Raw genomic sequence first — 19,463 nt, 5'->3', positions numbered from 1 at the left:
TCGAGAGCTTGAGAAACGTGCATAAAAAAATCCGATAAACAGGGTCTATCGGATTTTTACATATTGGGAGGATCGTTCAATTGATCTGCCGATTAATGCCTTAACTGATCGGCATTAGAGCATTGGCTCCCTTTATTGATCGAGAGCGATCACTTCAAGGTCAATAAATAATTAACTAATTCAAAGTACCCTTCGATGGTTGTACCTTGTGGTGGTTGCACCAAATACTTGTTGTTGACGACGACGGCAGGCACACCCGATAGACCACTTTCTTTAAACTGTTTGTCAAAGCGGCGGACCATTGAGTCTACGGCAAAACCTTTGAATGCGGCATCGAATTGTTTCGCGTCAACCCCTTCATCTAGGAATATTTGGCGTAGATCAGCATCATTCCTTGGTGCTTTACGCATTTTATGAATGCGGGCAAACATGGCAGGGACCATTTTTCCTTCTACTTTTAATGCGACCATCGTAGCGTAGGCTCGACTCATTGACTCGCCCATACTTCCACCCATAAAAGAGACATGGTTTTTCTGGAACTTAGCGCCTTCTGGTAGTTGCGCTTTCAGCTCCTGAATAACAGGTTCGAACGTGTTGCAATGCGGGCAGTAAAAAGAAAAGAATTCTGTAACGGTCGGCTTTTTCGAAGCCTCAAGGTCGAGAACCTTATAGTGTTCACCTTCATTGAATTTCGCGGCCTGAGCCGAGAGGCTCAGCATAACAGTTGCGACAAGTGCAAACAGCTTTTTCATTGTTGACTCCATGTTTGTCATATTGGCTTCTTACCACTGTGGCATTAGAGAGAGCGGTGGCTCACTTAATGCCGAGATTTGTTCTTTGAATGCGAGTACCTGACTTTCCCAGTATTTTGGATCATTAAACCAAGGAAAAGCGATAGGAAAAGCCGGGTCTTGCCACCTTTTTACCAACCATGCCATATAGTGCACCATACGTAGACCGCGCAGTGGCTCGATTAGTTTCAATTGATTGGTGTCAAAGTCATTAAATTCTTGATACGCCTCTAAGAGAATATCCAACTGCATGACCTTATCGGCACGTTCTCCACTTAGCATCATCCACAAGTCTTGTATCGCTGGACCGTTACGAGAATCATCGAGATCAACAAACATAGGCCCATCTCTCCACAAAATATTGCCTGGATGACAATCGCCATGCAGACGGATCGCTGTCGTTGATGGATCCCAATGTGGTTGTAAAGATTGAATTAATAAATCCAGATCGCTGAAGAAGGCATTTTCCAAATGAAGTGGAATAAATTGAGATTGCTGGAGAATGTTACGTGGTTGATATAGGTACTCGTCAAGGCTGATCGTCGGTCTGTGCTTGAAGGGCGTTTTCGAGCCGACTTTGTGTATTCGACCCAGAAAGCGGCCTACGCCCTCTAATTGTTGGAGGTTATCCACTTCAAATTGCCGCCCACCGACGCTGCTGAATAATGCAAATAGGTAGCCCTGATATCGGTGTAATGTCTGGCCATTGATTTTAAGTGGTGGGGCAACGGGGATCTCTGACTCTATCAGTTCTAAAGTGAAGTCGTGTTCTTCCTGAATTTGTTCAGGTAGCCAGCGTTCGGGACGATAAAATTTCACCACGTAACGTTGGCGTTCTTCATCGGAGAATTGGTAAACTCGGTTTTCGTAGCTGTTAAGTGCAAGAAACCCTGATTCAGCGCGGATACCGATACTTTCTAACGCGTACCACATTAAATCGGGAGTCAGAGCGTCAAAATTGAAGGTTTGCTGTGTCATAAATAAAAATGCTCATTACGTTTGTTATCTAACAGACCCATTATCTTCGGGGAATACCAGCTAAGCGATACATCGTATGGCTTATACTAGCACGCTGAGCCTCAAGTTTACGATGACTTACTTAAACGAGAATCTTTGAACGCAAGAATGATTTTGAATGCGCACTTAGGCGGTCACATCGTGGTCGATAGAGATAAATGTGCAAATGTTGGTGACGATTTCTGTTATCCGTTCAGGCAATCATGATTGATTGGGTTCACGGTCTGTACCGTTTAACCCCTGACTCATTGTGAATGAATCAGGGGGGCTTATCACGTTTCACACACGTCGTTTTTCTATACGTTTTAGAGTTTTTTGATGAAGCGACTTTCGACTTCCATTGTAAAATCTTCGCTGTCGGACAAGATAAACTGGATGGTCGCGATCGGTGAACTGAGGTTATCAGGACTGATTCCTAAGCTCATTGGTAGGTTAAAAACTTCTCCTGGTGATACGTGCACGGTCTTTTTTCCATACCAAGAGGCGTTGTCTAGTCCTTTAACATCCAACTGATATTGCTGAATCTCCTGAGTCTTATTGATGATTTTCAGGGTGTAGGTATTTTCTATCTCGCCTGAGCTGTTGACACGAAACAATTGGTTGCGGTCTCGAAGTACACTGAGCCCGGCGGGGTCTACAGCAGCAACTTGTGCAAAGAACAGACCCGTCATAACCAGTAATACTGCGCCGTAACCGAGGAGTTTGGGTCGTAAGATTTTGGTGTGCTTACCTGATAGTCGATGTTCAGTCGTGTAGCTTATCAGTCCTTTGTCATAACCCATGCGATCCATGGTGTGGTCACAGGCATCGATACATGCGCCACAATTTATGCATTCGTACTGCAAACCATCACGGATATCAATGCCCGTGGGACAAACTTGAACACAAAGGTTACAGTCAATACAGTCGCCCAAGCCTAAGGCTTTGTGATCCACTTTTCGTGAGCGCCCACCGCGAGTTTCACCGCGCTTGGTATTGTAGCCAACGATAAAAGTATCTTTATCAAACATGGCCGACTGAAAGCGAGCGTATGGGCACATATGAATGCACATGATCGAGCGCATCCAGCCAGCATTTCCGTATGTACAACCTGCAAAGAACAAGACCCAAAATACGGGCCAAAAACTGGCGTTGAGTGTAAAAAAGTTGATCACCAATGATTGCACTGGCACAAAGTAGCCAACAAAGGTCATTCCAGTTAACAGGGCAATGGTAAGCCATGCGACATGCTTTGTGGCTTTACGCACAACGAGCGCGGTTGTCAGTTTTCCAGAGTCCTGCTTCCTGCGTTTATTGGCGCTGCCTTCGAGCTTTTCTTCAAACCAAATGTACATAAATGTCCAAACTGTCTGAGGGCATAGATACCCACACCACACGCGGCCTAAAAAGGTGGTGAGAAAAAATAAACCGAAGGCAGACACCATAAATAGAAGGGCGAGTAAAGTGAGGTCTTGGGGGTACAGTGTGGTGCCGAAAAAGTTAAACTGTTGGTTACCGAGGTCTAATAAAATGGCTTGCCTCTCGCCGTATGGAATCCAAGGAATGACGGCAAACAAGAGCAGCAAAAACCACCCCCCTAAACGACGAAATTGCTGAAATGTTCCCTTACTTTCGCGTACATAAATGCGGTTGCTGGGATTAAACCTATCGCCCGTGCTTTTGTGTGTTTTAGGGTTCAAGGTTTTTGGAGTCACGTCTTTAACTTCAATCCTGTCCTGACTCATGGTGCTTCCTTCTGGGCTAAAAGGCGAAATTTCTGACTGATCTCGCTCTATACGACGATGCTCTGATACTTTAGTATCTTCTTATGGACACTGATTATATACCCATTGCAGGGTTTGTTTCTTTATGATTATCAAGCTTTAACAACAAAAATCAGCACAGTTTTATACATAAATGAGCCAACAGTTTGATCGACTAAAGCCATCGGACATAAAAAGATCAATAGTCTTCATGGTTTATTTTATAAGTTTAGTCAATAAGACAGCGATCACGAAGAATGGCGGGCTTGAAATGACACTTTTGGTATTGGTATCCATTAGCAAGCGCGGATTGGTAGAGGAATCTGGCATCTCGAATGGCCAATCTGAGTATCACCAACTTTTGAGAACGATGGGGATCTTAGGCAAGGTCGCAAAGAAAAAAGCGCAGTATGACTGCGCTTTTTGACTATGCCGCCTTGGTCACTCTGGGTGAAGCCGACGTCAGTAAAGCCGTCTTTTCCACTAGAGTCATTCTGGGCGACAGTTTTTTTGTGGTCGTAGTCGTGACAAAACCACTACGACGACGCATCGCACTGCGGTTAGTGCGAGAACACCTGACTGCTGCTGGGCGCATTGATTAACCTAACTGCCAGACATATCCATTGCCGATCGAATAACCTGATTAATTATGAGTTACGCTTCATCGCTGAAAGGTGGCTCTGCTGGCTGATGCCAATCCAAATAATTAACGAGGAGTAAAGATACGAATAATTCATACCGTGTATTAGGTTAGCATTATCTTAGCGATTGATCGATATATAATCGATTGCGCTTTGTCTATATCCGTGAAAAGCGCACGCCAATAGGGCGATTCGTTCCATTCGATAGACAGACAAATAGATGAGTAAAACAGACTCTAGATTTTAAGGGGCCTGCTTTTTTAACCTAAAGTTAATATTTTTAAGCTTACATGTGTAAGCTCAATGTGTAATAATTTGGAGTAAATATTCCACCGAGTATCCTTTGATATGTTGATCAGCAAAACCTCCTCATACAGCTCAAAAGAAGAAATGGCCAATACGTTGACTCATGGATTGGGTTTTTTGTTGGGTGTTGTGGGCTTGATAATGTTGCTGCTCAAGGCATTTGAGTTTAACGCCGATGCGCTTACGATCGCGAGCATGAGTATTTATGGTAGCAGTATTATTGTGCTGTTTCTTGCTTCAACACTCTACCATGCAATACCACACCAGAAAGCGAAACGGGCACTAAAGACCTTCGACCATTGCGCAATTTACTTATTGATTGCAGGTAGTTATACCCCATTTTTGCTGGTGACTTTGAGAACCCCGCTTGCTGTGGGTCTAATGGTGGTTATTTGGGTGCTCGCTTTGATGGGAATTATGATGAAGATTGCTTTTGTGTATCGTTTCAAAAGGCTTTCCTTGGTCACCTATTTGTTGATGGGATGGCTTTCACTGGTGGTGATTTATCAATTGGCGCTCAACTTAGACGTGGGTGGATTAACCTTATTGGCCGCGGGTGGCATCATTTATTCACTGGGTGTTATTTTTTATGTTGCTAAGCGTATCCCCTTTAATCATGCGATTTGGCATGGTTTTGTCTTGGCGGGGTGTGCCTGTCACTTCTTTGCCATTTACTTCTATGTCGAACCGATCTAACGGGTTTCGACGTTGATCACCTTGGCGGTGATTAAGTACTGCTCTGAGAGATCGACGTTAAGCTTGATCGTGGTACCGATCTCTGCCTGTTGAGGGCGCAGATAGGTCTCGGCTAAACGTTTGATAGATTGCCAGATCTTGATGTTTCTTTTTGCTAATCGCTCTCCTGATGTTTTCGCCACTTCAATTTCTACTTCAACCAAGATCACAGATTGACTGCTTTGATTGGTAACAGACGTTGGGATAATTAACTGACCATGGTCATATTGAACTGCGTCTAAAAGGACATCGACACCTGAATCGGACAATTGCATTGTCGCTCTTCGATTGCCAAGGGTGACTATTGTCCCGACCGTTTTTTCAATGATAGGGATTTGGGCTATCAAGAGATTTTCGGGAGGGGAAAGGTCTTTGGTTGGTTTTGGCGCGTCAAGGTATGACCAAGTAAAGTCATCATTGAGTTGAATCTGACGCCCATCGTCCAAAGTGACGGTCTGCTGCGCTAACGTAACTGAGCTTGTCAGTAAACAAGCTAATCCAATTATTTTATTCATTACTATGCCCTCAACGTTTCCAGAAAGCAGGAAAAAACAGTACTAACAAAGTGAGAATCTCTAAGCGACCCATTAACATTCCTAAGCTGAGTAGCCATTTCGCTGAATCAGGAAGTGGGGCAAAGTTACCGGTAGGGCCAATCACAGGGCCCATACCAGGACCGACGTTAGCCACGGCGGTAATCGCGCCTGAGATGCTGGTAATCGTATCTAAACCTAAGGCGCTCAACCCACCTGCAATGACAATAATGGTGATAAAAAACATCAGACCAAAGGCGACAACTGATCGAACGATGTCATCATTCACCGGTCTGTGATTGTATTGCTGCACAAATACACCAGATGGGTGAATCAGCTTCATCATTTGTTTATTCAGTAGAGTCATGGCTATCTGAAAACGAAATATTTTGATGCCTCCGGAGGTCGAACCTGAGCAAGCTCCAGCCATCATTAAAAAGGCAAACAAGGTGGTGGGTAAGGCACCCCAAGCGGTAAAATCTTCCAACCCAAAGCCTGTTGTTGTGACGACAGAAACGATATTGAACATCGAGACACGCAATGCGTCCATAACCTCGTACCCATCGCGAATCACGAGCCATGACGAGATGATGGCGCTGGAACTCAAAAAGAGATAGATGAAGCCTCTTACTTGTGCGTCTTGGAGCAGTTCATCGATTCGACGCTTCCTTATGGCGGCAACAAACAGCAACAATGGCAAACCACCAAGAAACATAAATAGGGTCGCAATCCAGTGTGAGCCCTTTGAAAAGTGGTTCATCGAGCCATCTGAGGTCGAGTATCCCCCCGTGGATAGCGTGGTGAAGGAATGATTGATGGCTTCAAATAGGCTCATTCCAGTCAATAGGTATCCGAGCATGCATAGACTGGTTAAGATGATGTAGCTCAGCATAATGTTTTTTGCGACCGTCTTTGCCCTTGGGCTACTTTTATCTGACCAATCCGAAGATTCGGTATGAAAGAGCTTCATGCCGCCGACATTTAGCATGGGGAGAATCGCCACCGCCATCACAATAAAGCCAATGCCGCCCAACCATTGGAGAATCGAACGCCACAATAAAATACTTGGGGCCATATCATCAAGATGACTGAGTACCGTAGAGCCGGTAGTCGTGATACCAGACATGGTTTCAAAATAGGCGTCAGTAAAACTGATGTGATTGATAAATACAAAAGGTAGAGCGGCGAAAACGCTGGCCACCATCCACACCAAACTGGTGATGAGAAACATATCACGCGCGCTGAGTTTGAAGCGCTGTGTGCGGCCGATACTCAAGCAGGCGAAGGCCGCTATATGAGTAATGATGATCGCTTGGCCAAACTCAATAAAGCCGGATGTCCCGGTAAAGAAGGCGACTAAGGTGGGTATGTACATAAATAGGGCGAGCTTTGATAGAACTAACCCGATAACAAAGAGTACAGGACGAAGGTTGACCATGACGCAATCCTAAAGGAAGAATGGACTCGGCTGGAACAATGCTTCCACATCGGGCACATATTTCTTATCGACAAGAAACATGACAACATGGTCATCTTGTTCAATCACGGTGCGATCATGAGCAATCAATACTTCATCACCACGTACAATAGAGCCGATGGTGGTACCTGGAGGTAGCTTAATATCGCCAATCGCGCGGCCGACCACTTTGGATGTTGCTTCGTCGCCGTGAGCAATCGCTTCAATGGCTTCTGCCGCGCCGCGGCGTAACGAAGATACATTGACAATATCCGCACGCCGTACATGGGTCAGTAAGGCTGAAATCGTTGCTTGTTGTGGTGAAATCGCGACATCAATCACGCCACCTTGCACTAAATCCACATAGGCCCCACGCTGGATAAGAACCATCACTTTTTTAGCCCCCAAGCGTTTTGCGAGCATGGCTGACATGATGTTAGTTTCATCCTCATTGGTTAGGGCAATAAAGACGTCAACTTGATCAATGTTTTCCTCTGTCAATAACTCTTGATCGGCAGCATCACCACAAAAGACGATGGTGTTTTCCAAATCTTCCGAGAGTTGTTCGGCGCGTTGGTAACTGCGTTCAATCAGTTTGACACTGTAGCTCTGTTCAAGGCGCCTTGCCAGACTTGCGCCGATATTGCCGCCGCCGACAATCATGAGGCGGCGGTAGGGTTTTTCCAAGCGCTGTAACTCACTCATGATCGACCGAATATGGTTACTTGCGGCGACGAAAAACACCTCATCATCCGCTTCGATGATCGTGGTTCCTTGGGGGCGAATAGGGCGTCCCTGACGAAAAATGGCGGCGACACGTGTATCAATGTGAGGCATATGTTCACGCAGTGCAGAGAGCGCGTTACCGACCAAAGGACCACCATAATACGCTTTGACGGCCACTAAGCTTACTTTTTGTTCTGCGAAGCTCACCACTTGAAGTGCACCAGGATATTGGATTAAGCGTTCAATATAGCTGGTTACTAACTCCTCGGGTGCAATAAGGTGATCAACTGGGACAGCGCCGGACTGAAACAAGGCTTCTTTTTCTGATAGGTATTGTGGGGAACGAATTCGTGCAATTCTATTGGGGGTGTTGAAAAGAGAAAAGGCGACCTGACAGGCCGCCATGTTGGTTTCATCCATATTGGTGACGGCGACCAGCATATCCGCATCCTGAGCCCCTGCTTCACGCAGAACATCGGGATGACTGGCGTAGCCGTTAACAACACGTAAATCATATTTATCTTGCAGCTCTCGCAATCGCTCGCTGTTTCGATCAACGATAGTGATGTCATTGTTCTCACCGACCAGATTTTCAGCCAGTGTACCGCCTACCTGACCAGCGCCAAGAATGATGATTTTCATAGCTTTTCTCTTTGTTACTCAAGCTTATGGGCTTGAGTGTCCACTGATTGAATCATGCGGCGAAAACACCTAGGTCATTGCCGCGAGTACTGATTAGGCCTGTTTGACCAGAACCGCGTAATAGAAACCGTCCATATCTTCTTCACCAGGTAAAATTTGTCTGCCTGGCTTATCAACATCAGAACCAACAAGATTGGCTTCTGGTGTTCGCTCCAAAAAGGCATTCACTTGCACAACATTTTCTTGTGGGGCGATGGAGCAGGTTGCGTAGACTAAAGTGCCTCCTACCTTAAGCTGCCGCCACATGGCATCGAGAATTTCGCTTTGAAGTTGCGCCAGTGCCTCAATATCATTGGCTCGCCGTAACCACTTAATATCAGGGTGACGGCGAATAACGCCCGTTGCAGAACAAGGGGCATCGAGCAGAATACGGTCAAACTTTTCGCCATTCCACCATTCTTCTGGGTAACGCGCATCCCCACATATAACGTCCGCACGCAGTTGAAGACGTTCTAGATTGTCATAGACTCGGTCTAAACGTTTCGCATCACAATCAATCGCGACGACTTCTGTGTCTTCAGTGTGCTCTAGAATGTGAGCAGTTTTCCCTCCGGGGGCGGCACAGCAATCTAGAATAAGCTCACCATTTTGAGGCTGTAAGTAATTGACAGACAATTGAGCGGCGGCGTCTTGTACCGACACCCAGCCTTTACTGAAGCCAGGTAGAAGGCTCACGTCGCAAGGAGAAGCTAACTTGATAGCATCTTCTGCTTGCGGATGGAGACTGTATTCAATGTTTTCATCACTGAGTAATTTTAGATACTCATCTCGCGTGTGATGTTGGCGATTGACGCGCAACCACATTGGCGCTTTGCTGTTGTTCGCTTCAATTACGTGTTCCCAACTATCAGGGTAGCTTGCTTGAAGGAGGCTAAGCAACCAGTTTGGATGGCCGTACTTACCCGCATTGTGTACGATCGCTTTTGCGTCTAATGACTCTTGTTCTCTCAGGTAGTTACGCAAAACGGCATTGATCAAGCCACGCAGGCTCGGGCCTCTGAGTGTTTTGGTGCCTTCAACCGTTTCAGCAACCGCAGCATGAGCGGGAATACGCATAAAACTGAGTTGATAAATACCGACCAGAATCAGGTGATGGAAGACGCGTTTTTTCCCTTTCAAAGGGTTATCCATCAGTTCGTTCGCGATGGATTCTAAACGGGGCAGGTATCTCAAAGCACCATAGCAAATTTCTTGCAGCAGAGCGTGATCTCTTGGCTTTATGGTTTTTTGAGCGGCAGGTAGTGCATGGGAGAGTGATTGGCCTTTATCGACCACTTGGAAAAGGACGTTTGCAGCAGCTGCGCGAACATTCATATTGAATACCTGAAATTAAGGGAGGGTGTCTCCACCCTCAAAATGTACGTTATCCATTGATGGATAATACTTAGACCAGTTGGGTACCGACTTCAAACCAGCTTGCGCGTGAGTTTAAAATATCCTGAACAGGCATCGCTTTTTTACCAGGGAGCTGCAATCGCTCAAGGGCGAGTACACCATCGCCTGTTGAGACATAGATACCGGATTTGTCTGCTTGTATTATGGTGCCTGATGGTTGGTCTGAATGTTGATCGACGACACGGCTCTGCCACACTTTGATACTGCCATCCGCAAAAGCAAAGTGGCTGATGGGCCACGGGTTGAAAGCGCGAACACATCGCTCAATGTGCACTGCATTATGGCCCCAATTGATTTGCGCTTCTTCCTTCGTTAGCTTTTTGGCGTAATTTGCTAACTCATCGTTTTGCTGCACGGGCGTTGCTGAACCATTGGCGATCTCTGCCAAACAATCCACCAATGCGTTAGGGCCGAGGTCAGCAAGCTTTTTATACATGGAATCGCTGGTGTCACTTGCTTCAATCGGAAGTGTTGCAATTTTCAGCATGTCGCCGGTATCTAGCCCGATATCCATTTGCATGATGGTCACACCCGTCTCTTTATCTCCTGACCATATTGAACGTTGGATCGGAGCTGCGCCACGCCAACGGGGTAGGATAGAACCATGTACGTTGATACAGCCTAATCTCGGTATATCGAGTACTGCCTGAGGTAACAGCAGTCCGTAAGCCACCACCACCATAATGTCAGCGTTCAAATCAGAGAGTTCTTGCTTGGCTTCAGCGGACCGAAAGTTTTCAGGTTGATACACTGGAATGCCATGCTCTAGGGCGAGACTTTTGACCGGACTGGCCGAGAGTTTTTTGCCTCGGCCAGCAGGGCGATCGGGTTGTGTGTAGGCGGCGACAATTTTATGCTCTGAAGACAGTAACGCCGCCAGATGACGGGCGGCGAAATCAGGAGTTCCAGCGAAAACAATGTTTAACGGTTTGCTCAAAGTACTTTCCTTTTATCCGCCATTACGTCTGGCTAGTACGCTTTTCATTTAAGCGTTTGATTTTTAGAATTTTTTCTTGAATTCGCTTGCGCTTTAAAGGCGAAAGGTAATCCACAAAGAGCTTGCCTTCTAAATGGTCAAGTTCGTGTTGAACACAGATCGCCAGTAGGTCGTCGGCTTCAAACGTGAATTCCTTGCCTTCACGATCTAATGCTTTGACAGTGACTTCCGCGGCTCTAGCAACTAAAGCTCGGGCGCCAGGGACGGATAGACAACCTTCTTCGATACCATCCTCGCCTCGTTTTTCGAGTATTTCAGGATTGATAAGGACCATTGGCTGATCGCGGGTTTCAGACACATCGATAACAACAATACGTTGGTGGTAATCAACCTGAGTGGCTGCCAAACCGATACCGTCTTCGTCGTACATGGTTTCTATCATGTCATCGACGAACTTTTGAACTTCAGAAGTGACTGCTTCAACGGGCTTGGCCACGGTGCGAAGTCGATCATCTGGAAATGTTAATACTTGTAATACAGACATATACACTCGAAATATTGAACTGAGCCGAATTGGGGTAAAACTTATTGGCTCAATTCTAGACATTTTGCCTCCTAAATGACAGCCTCAATGCGCTTTTCAATTATTCCTTTGGATAAAATATGTCCAATGATGAGAGCACAGCGCCGCCAATTGGACACTCGTCTCTTGTGTAAGAAAGTGTTCTAGCACTAGTGGGGGGGCCACCAGTCAGTTTCTTTGATATTCGTATTGATGGTCTAATCCGTTGGAGTGGGGATTGTTTATGACAGAAAGTGAACGTGCTGCGTGGCTAAAGTTATATTTTACTCCTCGCGTGGGGCCCAAAACGTTTCAGCGCCTGATCGCCCTTGACTCTCCTTTGAATATTACGGCCTCATCCAAGCAATCTCTTCGTTCGCTTGGGTTTTCTGATACGCAGGCTCATTACCTTCATCATCAATCAAGTGCTGATGTTGATAAGTGCTTCGAGTGGGAGAGCCGCGCCAACCAGAAAAGCATTATGTTACTGGACGATAAACATTATCCACTCTTGCTTAAGCAAACGGAAACGCCCCCACCCGTGTTGTTTGTTGAAGGTAGTGTGGCGAGCATGGGTCAGCCACAAATTGCTATCGTAGGGAGCCGAAATGCCAGTATTGATGGGCTTAACCATGCTCGCTATTTTGCTCAGGAACTCGCAAAGCAGCATTTGACCGTGACCAGTGGTTTGGCATTAGGTATTGATGGTTACGCCCATGATGGAGCGCTGAAAGGAGGAGGGGAAACGATTGGTGTTCTGGGGTGTGGTCTTAACACTGTTTACCCTAACCGCCATAAGACGTTGGCTCGGCGCATCGTTGAGCAAGGGGCGCTCATCTCTGAATTTCATCCACATGTAAAACCTCGATCGGACTATTTTCCTCGCCGAAATCGGATCATCAGTGGTCTTTGCCTCGGTGTGTTGGTGATAGAAGCAGCAGAAAAAAGCGGTTCTTTGATCACGGCTCATTATGCGACAGAACAGGGGCGTGAAGTTTTTGCTCTGCCGGGCTCCATTCATAACCCACTGGCCAGAGGGTGTAACCTTCTGATTAAGCAGGGAGCTTGTCTCGTTCAGAAGGTTTCCGACATTATGGAAGAAATGGAAACCTTAATACGTTGGTCTGATTTTTCAGCATCATCAGTACAGAATGAGCGATTTGAACAAATTGATTGCAAAGAAGAATTGCCATTTCCTGCGCTGTTAGCTAACGTAGGAAGTAGGGCCACACCAGTTGATATTCTTGCAAGCAGGACCCATATACCTGTGCATGAAGTCATGATGCAGCTCTTAGAGCTTGAACTCTCAGGGCATGTTGTTGCGGTTTCTGGTGGCTATATTCGAAAAGGGAGGGGCTAGCTATGATGATGGATATCCTTATGTATCTGTTTGAGACCTACATCCATAGCGATGCAGAGTTACAGGTCAATCAAGATGAGCTAGAGGAAGAATTACTTCGTGCTGGCTTTCATCAAAAAGACATCTATAAAGCCCTAGTCTGGCTGGAAGAGTTAGCAGCATTGCAACAAAGCGAGACGCACTCTGCAATTTCTGTGTGCAGCACGTCAACCTCGACACGTATTTATACGCCAAGAGAATGCGAACGCTTGAGTTTAGAATGTCGAGGTTTTATCACTTTTCTAGAGCAGGTCAATGTGTTGACAACGGAAACCCGTGAGATGGTGATTGACCGAGTTATGGGGTTAGAAACAGATGAATTTGAACTGGATGACCTTAAATGGATTATCTTAATGGTGCTGTTTAACGTACCAGGCAATGAAAATGCTTATACGCTTATGGAAGAGCTGCTGTATACCAAAGAGCAAGGTATTCTCCATTAGTTGTCCCCAGTATGCATGAGTGGTTATGAGCGGAAAAATCGATCATCAGTTGTTTACAGCCCACGAGCACGCTTTAGAGCTTAAAGCGTGCCCAAAATGCCAAGCCGAACAACGCCTTGGAGTGCTGCAACTTCGACATAGTAAGCGCGGCTCTTTTTTAGGGTGTACGCTCTACCCAAGCTGTGATTTTATTCAACCACTCAACCAAAACGACGGTCATATCGTCAAAGAGTTAGGCGTTCCTTGTCCTATGTGCTCACACGAGTTGGTTCTGAGGCAAGGGCGATACGGCATGTTTATCGGTTGTAGTGATTATCCACAATGCCAACATATTGAGTCCCTTGAGGCCGAACGAAAACCCGAAACGGGGTCGCTCATCGAGTGCCCGGAGTGCCGCCAAGGTCAATTGGTTGAAAGGAAAAGCCGTATTGGCAAAACATTTTTTGCTTGCGACCATTATCCCAAATGTAAATTTTCAATCAATCAAGTGCCCATTAAGGCAACGTGTGAAAAATGTGGCTTCCCACTTCTGACAGAGAAAAAATTCGTCAATGGTACAAAAAGGCAATGCGGTGATCGAAAATGTCACCATATTCAGTCAGAATAAATAAAAAGGCGCCGATGCGCCTTTTTCGATCTTACTCTACGAAATGGGCGGCAAACTCATGAACGGCTGGAAAAGCGTGTTTGTCTAAGATATTGGCAAGGGCACAAAGTTTCCTTTGTCGCTCCCCTGTATGATCACCGCAGACGTTAATGTGTCCCATTTTTCGGCCCGCTCGCTTTTCTTTACCATACCAATGTATGTGACACCCTGATACAGATAAAACGTCGTCTGGTAAAGTGTCTTGGCCGAGAATGTTGATCATCGATGTTTCTTGGATCAGTTTGGTACTGCCTAGAGGGAGGCCGCATACTGCGCGCAGATGGTTCTCGAATTGGCAGGTCTCGGCACCTTGTTGGGTCCAGTGTCCTGAATTATGTACTCGTGGTGCGATTTCGTTGACCAATAATTGACCGTCAATATCAAAGAACTCAAGAGCAAGAACGCCCACATATTCCAATTGGTTAGCAACGGCTGTGAACATTTCTTGTGCTTGTTGTTGTCGCTTCGGATCTGCGATGGCTGTCGATAAGCTTAATACGCCGTCAGTGTGCACATTTTCAGACAGAGGGTAAACGACGATGGCTCCATCCTGCCCACGCGCTCCAACCAAAGAAACTTCACACTGAAATGGGATAAATTCTTCAGCAACAATTGCTTGCCCTTCCGTGGAAGTGATGCACGCTTCAATTTCAAGCCATGTTTGTTTCACTTGTGTCACGTCTTTTAAGCGCCATTGGCCCTTGCCGTCGTAACCGCCTAGCGCGCTTTTGAGTATCATGGGAAAACCGATTTTCTCGATTGCTTGCTCAAGATCTTGTCGGTTGTTGATGACATAGTGGTTGGCATTACTCACCTGAGCTTTATTGAGCAACGCCTTTTCAATACGACGATCTCCACCCGCTTGGATCGCTTTGGCGGATGGCAGTAGCTTTCCACTTGCCTGACAGAGAGTCAGGATGTCTTGGGGAATGTGCTCGAACTCAGCGGTAATCACATCAGCATGCTTGATGGCTTGAGCCAGCCCCTTGCCCATCACTGCTTGTGTCAAAGGGTGAATAATGTTTTCGTTTTCAACATTGTAAGCGAGGATATCAATGTTAAGCGGTGCTCCAGCCAGAGACATCATACGTGCTAACTGGCCTGCTCCCAGTACTAGGACTTGCATTGGGCTAATCCTCTGCTGGGTTTGGATTTGCTAACACTGTGTCGGTTTGCTCGAGACGAAAGGCTTCTACTTTTTCCATAACGGCCTCGTCTTGCGTGCCAATAATTTGTGCAGCGAGAAGGCCAGCATTGGCGGCACCAGCTTCGCCAATGGCTAAAGTGCCAACGGCAATTCCTTTAGGCATCTGGACGATGGAAAGAAGCGAGTCCATCCCTTTTAATGCTCGTGATTGAACAGGAACCCCAAGTACTGGCAGGCTAGTATACGCTGCTGTCATACCGGGTAGGTGTGCCGCACCCCCTGCCCCTGCAATAATGACGTTTAAACCGCGTTCTCTAGCGCTTGTCGCGTATTGGGCGAGCAGTTGCGGTGTTCGATGAGCAGACACCACCTTCGTTTCGTACTGGACGCCAAAAAGATCCAACATTTCTGCGGCGAGCTTCATGGTTGGCCAGTCAGATTTAGAACCCATTATGATACCGACTTTCATCGTAAACTCCTTAAAGCAATGCAACTGATGAGCAGCTAAATTTGAGCGCATTATACGGTTATTTCCTCCTCAAGCAAACGTTTGCGTTTGGTTTGCCCTAAGATTGACACAATTTATCAATAAATAGCTTTAGTCAGCGTTGCGGATTATTTGTAAACTTAGTCATTGCTCAAGTGATCCGAAACGGGAAAAACCAGTGAATAACTTTGAACAGGCCTTACTTGCTCTGAAAAATGGCGATGTCATCGCTTACCCAACTGAAGGCGTATTTGGGGTGGGTTGTGATCCTGACAATCCAGAGGCGATTCAGAAGCTTCTTGCACTTAAGCAGAGGTCGGTGGATAAGGGGCTTATTTTGATAGCAGCACATTACGACCAGCTCCTTCCTTATATTGATGAATCACAACTGACTGAACTGCAGTTGGAAAAAGTCCATCAAACTTGGCCGGGTCCTATGACTTGGATTATGCCATGTAGTGATAAGGTCTCTCATTGGGTATCGGGCCAGTTTGATTCGATCGCGGTACGAGTAACGGATCATCCTTTAGTACAAAAGATGTGTCATGAGTTTGGAAAGCCGCTAACCTCTACCAGCGCGAACCTGACTGGCGAGCCGCCATGTCTGACCACGGAACAAGTCTATCAGCAGTTGGGGGACCAACTGATGGTACTTGAGGGGGAAACCGGTGGCAGAGAAAAGCCGAGTGAGATTCGTGATGCGAAATCGTCAAAAGTATTAAGACAAGGCTAACCTTGCAAGGGAATAAAGATGTCGGTAATTGATAAACAAGCAGTAATAGAATTCCTTATGGCGTTGCAGGATTCTCTTTGTCAGCAACTAGAACAAGCCGATGGCAAAGCAAAGTTTGTAGAGGATGCTTGGCATCGAGAGCCAGGCGAGCGCCTAGGGGGGGGAGGGCGCTCCCGTGTAATGAAAGAGGGGCGAGTGTTTGAACAGGGGGGCGTCAACTTTTCCCATGTTCAAGGGAAAACCATGCCAGCTTCTGCTACCGCGCATCGCCCTGAACTGGCGGGACGATGTTTTGAAGCGATGGGGGTTTCTTTGGTGATGCACCCTCGCAATCCATATATACCAACATCACATGCGAATGTCCGTTTCTTCATTGCTGAAAAAGAAGGGGAAGCGCCGATTTGGTGGTTTGGTGGTGGGTTTGATTTGACGCCTTTCTATCCTTTTGAAGACGATGCTCAACATTGGCATGATCAAGCGAAAGCGTTGTGTGAGCCTTTTGGGCGTGATGTTTATCAGCAACATAAAGAATGGTGCGATGAGTACTTTTATTTGCCTCATCGTGATGAAACTCGCGGTGTGGGTGGCTTGTTTTTTGATGATCTCAATGGCTGGGGTTTTGAGTCTTGTTTTGACTACATTAAAGCGGTCGGACATGGATACGCTAAGGCATACCTTCCGATTGTAGAACGTCGAAAAGAGATCGCGTACGGTGAACGTGAAAGACAGTTCCAGCTTTATCGACGTGGCCGTTATGTCGAGTTTAATTTGGTCTATGACCGTGGCACTCTCTTTGGTTTGCAAAGTGGCGGGCGCACGGAGTCAATCTTGATGTCAATGCCGCCACTGGCGCGTTGGGAATATTGTTATGACATTACCCCCAATTCACCGGAGGCTCGACTGTACGATGACTACCTAAAACCAAGAGATTGGTAACGCTTTCTTCTATGTGAAGATAATGATAGGGTCAATGCAATCACGTTGGCCCTTTTTATTATGACAGGCAGGATATGACACAGCCGCTCGATCGCTATGCCGTTTTTGGCAACCCAATTGGACACAGTAAATCTCCTTTAATACACGGTCTATTTGCCCGGCAAGTCAACCAACCTCTATCCTATACTGCCGAAACGGCACCAATAGATGGCTTTAATCATGCCGCTAAGACATTTTTTGAGACTGGTGGTAAAGGGTGCAATGTCACGCTCCCGTTTAAGGAGGATGCTTATCATTTTGCAACCTGCTTAACAGAGCGCGCCCAACTTGCTGGGGCGGTAAACACCCTTAAGCTGTTGGAAAACGGTGAGATCATTGGGGACAACACCGATGGTGAGGGGCTTGTACAAGATTTACTTCAGTATCATGTGCCTTTGCAAGGAGCTCGAATTCTGTTGATTGGTGCAGGAGGTGCTGCACGCGGGGTGATCAAGCCCTTGCTAGATCAGCAGCCAAGTGAAATTACCCTCACGAATCGCACACTATCCAAAGCGCAGCAATTGGCCGAGATGTTTGCCCCTTTCGGGCCTATTCGTGCTGTGGACATGTCTGAGATTGATCGTGGCTTTGATGTGATCATTAACTCTACTTCCGCGAGTTTGAGCGGTGAACTTCCTGCAATTTCGGTTAATATTTTCACAACGACGACTTACTCATACGACATGATGTATGGTTTGGGCCAGACAACATTTAATCAATGGGCGCTCGATAATAAGGTCACTGCTGCGTACGATGGCTTAGGTATGTTAGTGGGGCAGGCGGCGGAAAGTTTTATGCTGTGGCGTGGCTTAAGGCCGAGTACGATACCTGTCTTACAAGAATTGAGAAAGAATTTAGAAGGAAAGTGACAGATGAATCAAGCGATTTTGTTTGCTGATATTCAAACCTGGGATGAGAAGCGGCAATCGATTCGATTTCCAGCACAGCAGTCTGGCGGATTGGTCGAGTGCTTTGTTTCAACGCTAGAGCTTGAGAAGTTGGCTGGCCAGAAAATCAATACGCCTCAGCAAGCCCTAGATCTCTTCTCTCATCACCGTTTTGAAATCGAAGAACTTGCTGAAGAATTAATAGAAGCGGAAGCCTTTAACGAACAAGGTTACTTAGAAGTGGTTAGCTAGTTTCCGTTACCTGATGTAGATAGTCTTCTTTATTCTGCACGTAGTTGTCCGCTGATTTCTGCAAGAAAGCCCGCTCGTCATTGCTGAGTAACCTGACTCTTTTTACTGGGCTTCCCACGTAAAGATATCCGCTTTCAAGGGTTTTTCCAGGTGGTACTAAACTGCCTGCACCGATCATCACATCTTCCTCTATGGTAGCGGCGTCCAGTACCGTCGTCCCCATACCAACCAACACTCTACTTTTGATGATACAACCATGGAGCATGACTTTGTGACCGATGGTGACATCGTGTCCAATGAGGAGTGGGTAGCCGTTTGGATTGTCCTTATTCTTATGAGTTACATGTAGAACGCTGCCATCTTGAATATTCGTTCGTTCGCCAATATGAATATGATTGACATCGCCACGAGCGGCGACAAGCGGCCATATACTGGAATCATCGCCAATCTTAATATCACCAACCAAAACTGAACTGCTATCTATATAGACTCTTTGCCCAATCTGAGGTTTGATACCTTTATAACTGCGTAGAACACCCATTTTGATTCCTTATATAGATAAAATCTGGATAGAAAGAGGCAGTAAAGTAATGAAAAACGCTGCCTTTGCATAGAAAACACTCAAACGATAAAAAAATCAAAAAAAACCAAAGAAAGGGCTTGCCAACGTGACGACGATCTCTATAATGCCACCTCGCTGACTAGGGAAGACTTTCAAGCAGATGTTTTGAAGGTGAAAAGCACCAGTTAGTATGGTCAAGTAGGCAAGCAGAAATGCTTAAAAAGTTTAAAGAAAAGTGGTTGACACTCAACTTTAACTCGCTAAAATGGCCGTCCGTTTTGAGCAAAGCTTAAAACAACGCTCTTTAAAAATATAAACCTATCAATCTGTGTGGGCACTCGTTGATGATAATCCAAAAATGATTCTATTGAATCACTTTAGGTATCAAT

22 protein-coding genes are annotated in these 19,463 nt (G+C 46.2%); 10 read left to right on the top strand and 12 right to left on the bottom strand.

All coding sequences use genetic code 11. The annotated features are described in order from the left end of the window. Nucleotides 1-149: 149 nt before the first annotated feature. The 3 genes from HLM86_RS20035 to ccoG form a co-directional block, all read right to left on the bottom strand. The gene (locus HLM86_RS20035) at nt 150-752 is read right to left on the bottom strand and encodes a thiol:disulfide interchange protein DsbA/DsbL (protein ID WP_076590464.1); all 603 of its coding nucleotides are present in this window, start codon (nt 750-752) and stop codon (nt 150-152) included. A gap of 30 nt (nt 753-782) precedes the next feature. Further along, a complete protein-coding gene (locus HLM86_RS20030) occupies nt 783-1,769 on the bottom strand; it encodes a serine/threonine protein kinase (RefSeq protein WP_076590463.1) in 987 nt (328 codons plus the stop codon). Between the two features lie 344 nt (nt 1,770-2,113). Beyond that, nucleotides 2,114-3,532: a cytochrome c oxidase accessory protein CcoG gene (gene ccoG / locus HLM86_RS20025; protein WP_076590462.1), complete on the bottom strand. Its 1,419-nt coding sequence runs from the start codon at nt 3,530-3,532 to the stop codon at nt 2,114-2,116. A gap of 229 nt (nt 3,533-3,761) precedes the next feature. On the opposite strand from ccoG, the gene HLM86_RS20020 reads away from it, so the two are divergent. From HLM86_RS20020 to trhA, 3 genes are all read left to right on the top strand, one after another. Beyond that, a complete protein-coding gene (locus tag HLM86_RS20020) occupies nt 3,762-3,977 on the top strand; it encodes a hypothetical protein (protein ID WP_170883813.1) in 216 nt (71 codons plus the stop codon). After that, nucleotides 3,961-4,152 (top strand): hypothetical protein, encoded by a 192-nt coding sequence (locus tag HLM86_RS20015; protein ID WP_170883812.1) that lies wholly within the window; start codon nt 3,961-3,963, stop codon nt 4,150-4,152. Before HLM86_RS20020 ends, HLM86_RS20015 begins: the two co-directional genes overlap by 17 nt. 387 nt (nt 4,153-4,539) lie before the next feature. After that, entirely contained in the window at nt 4,540-5,193 is a 654-nt protein-coding gene (trhA, locus tag HLM86_RS20010; RefSeq protein WP_170883814.1) for a PAQR family membrane homeostasis protein TrhA, read from the top strand. On the opposite strand, the gene HLM86_RS20005 is transcribed toward trhA, so the two are convergent. The 6 genes from HLM86_RS20005 to def all read right to left on the bottom strand — a co-directional run bounded on the left by HLM86_RS20005 (nt 5,190) and on the right by def (nt 11,525). Then, a complete protein-coding gene (locus HLM86_RS20005) occupies nt 5,190-5,747 on the bottom strand; it encodes a DUF3157 family protein (RefSeq protein ID WP_076590459.1) in 558 nt (185 codons plus the stop codon). The two genes, trhA and HLM86_RS20005, sit on opposite strands and share 4 nt — an antisense overlap. A gap of 10 nt (nt 5,748-5,757) precedes the next feature. Beyond that, a complete protein-coding gene (locus HLM86_RS20000) occupies nt 5,758-7,203 on the bottom strand; it encodes a TrkH family potassium uptake protein (protein WP_076590458.1) in 1,446 nt (481 codons plus the stop codon). Between the two features lie 9 nt (nt 7,204-7,212). Continuing rightward, nucleotides 7,213-8,589: a Trk system potassium transporter TrkA gene (gene trkA / locus HLM86_RS19995; protein ID WP_076590457.1), complete on the bottom strand. Its 1,377-nt coding sequence runs from the start codon at nt 8,587-8,589 to the stop codon at nt 7,213-7,215. 93 nt (nt 8,590-8,682) lie between these two features. Next, complete coding sequence (gene rsmB, locus HLM86_RS19990) at nt 8,683-9,963, bottom strand: 16S rRNA (cytosine(967)-C(5))-methyltransferase RsmB (RefSeq protein ID WP_170883815.1); 1,281 nt, start codon at nt 9,961-9,963, stop codon at nt 8,683-8,685. Between the two features lie 70 nt (nt 9,964-10,033). Beyond that, nucleotides 10,034-10,981 carry a methionyl-tRNA formyltransferase gene (fmt, locus tag HLM86_RS19985; protein WP_170883816.1) on the bottom strand — a complete coding sequence of 316 codons (948 nt, stop codon included), beginning with the start codon at nt 10,979-10,981 and terminating at the stop codon, nt 10,034-10,036. 22 nt (nt 10,982-11,003) lie between these two features. Further along, the gene (gene def / locus HLM86_RS19980; RefSeq protein WP_217702256.1) at nt 11,004-11,525 is read right to left on the bottom strand and encodes a peptide deformylase; all 522 of its coding nucleotides are present in this window, start codon (nt 11,523-11,525) and stop codon (nt 11,004-11,006) included. Nucleotides 11,526-11,787: 262 nt separating this feature from the next. Between def and dprA the strand changes: the two genes are divergently transcribed. From dprA to HLM86_RS19965, 3 genes are read left to right on the top strand one after another with little or no spacing between them, the layout of a single operon-like run. After that, nucleotides 11,788-12,903 (top strand): DNA-processing protein DprA, encoded by a 1,116-nt coding sequence (dprA, locus tag HLM86_RS19975; RefSeq protein ID WP_076590453.1) that lies wholly within the window; start codon nt 11,788-11,790, stop codon nt 12,901-12,903. 2 nt (nt 12,904-12,905) lie between these two features. Beyond that, the gene (locus tag HLM86_RS19970; protein ID WP_076590452.1) at nt 12,906-13,385 is read left to right on the top strand and encodes a DUF494 family protein; all 480 of its coding nucleotides are present in this window, start codon (nt 12,906-12,908) and stop codon (nt 13,383-13,385) included. Nucleotides 13,386-13,410: 25 nt separating this feature from the next. Continuing rightward, nucleotides 13,411-13,992, top strand: a complete 582-nt coding sequence (locus tag HLM86_RS19965) for a DNA topoisomerase family protein (protein WP_076590451.1) — start codon at nt 13,411-13,413, stop codon at nt 13,990-13,992. A 31-nt stretch (nt 13,993-14,023) separates the two neighbouring features. Here the strand turns inward: HLM86_RS19965 and HLM86_RS19960 are convergent, their stop codons facing one another. Both HLM86_RS19960 and purE read right to left on the bottom strand, forming a co-directional pair. Then, complete coding sequence (locus HLM86_RS19960) at nt 14,024-15,157, bottom strand: 5-(carboxyamino)imidazole ribonucleotide synthase (RefSeq protein WP_076590450.1); 1,134 nt, start codon at nt 15,155-15,157, stop codon at nt 14,024-14,026. 4 nt (nt 15,158-15,161) lie between these two features. Further along, nucleotides 15,162-15,647, bottom strand: a complete 486-nt coding sequence (purE, locus tag HLM86_RS19955) for a 5-(carboxyamino)imidazole ribonucleotide mutase (protein WP_076590449.1) — start codon at nt 15,645-15,647, stop codon at nt 15,162-15,164. 196 nt (nt 15,648-15,843) lie between these two features. Between purE and tsaC the strand changes: the two genes are divergently transcribed. From tsaC to HLM86_RS19935, 4 genes are all read left to right on the top strand, one after another. Next, a complete protein-coding gene (tsaC, locus tag HLM86_RS19950; protein WP_170883818.1) occupies nt 15,844-16,398 on the top strand; it encodes an L-threonylcarbamoyladenylate synthase type 1 TsaC in 555 nt (184 codons plus the stop codon). A gap of 18 nt (nt 16,399-16,416) precedes the next feature. Continuing rightward, nucleotides 16,417-17,334: an oxygen-dependent coproporphyrinogen oxidase gene (hemF, locus tag HLM86_RS19945; protein ID WP_076590447.1), complete on the top strand. Its 918-nt coding sequence runs from the start codon at nt 16,417-16,419 to the stop codon at nt 17,332-17,334. 74 nt (nt 17,335-17,408) lie between these two features. After that, entirely contained in the window at nt 17,409-18,242 is an 834-nt protein-coding gene (gene aroE, locus HLM86_RS19940; RefSeq protein WP_076590446.1) for a shikimate dehydrogenase, read from the top strand. 3 nt (nt 18,243-18,245) lie between these two features. After that, a complete protein-coding gene (locus tag HLM86_RS19935) occupies nt 18,246-18,512 on the top strand; it encodes a DUF1488 family protein (protein WP_170883819.1) in 267 nt (88 codons plus the stop codon). On the opposite strand, the gene HLM86_RS19930 is transcribed toward HLM86_RS19935, so the two are convergent. Next, a complete protein-coding gene (locus tag HLM86_RS19930) occupies nt 18,505-19,053 on the bottom strand; it encodes a gamma carbonic anhydrase family protein (RefSeq protein WP_170883820.1) in 549 nt (182 codons plus the stop codon). The two genes, HLM86_RS19935 and HLM86_RS19930, sit on opposite strands and share 8 nt — an antisense overlap. Between the last annotated feature and the right edge of the window lie 410 nt (nt 19,054-19,463).

It is taken from the genome of Vibrio ostreicida, assembly GCF_013074385.2.
Taxonomy (GTDB): domain Bacteria; phylum Pseudomonadota; class Gammaproteobacteria; order Enterobacterales; family Vibrionaceae; genus Vibrio; species Vibrio ostreicida.
Note: the sequence above shows the minus strand (reverse complement) of the source record. Positions and strands in the feature narration are given on the sequence as shown.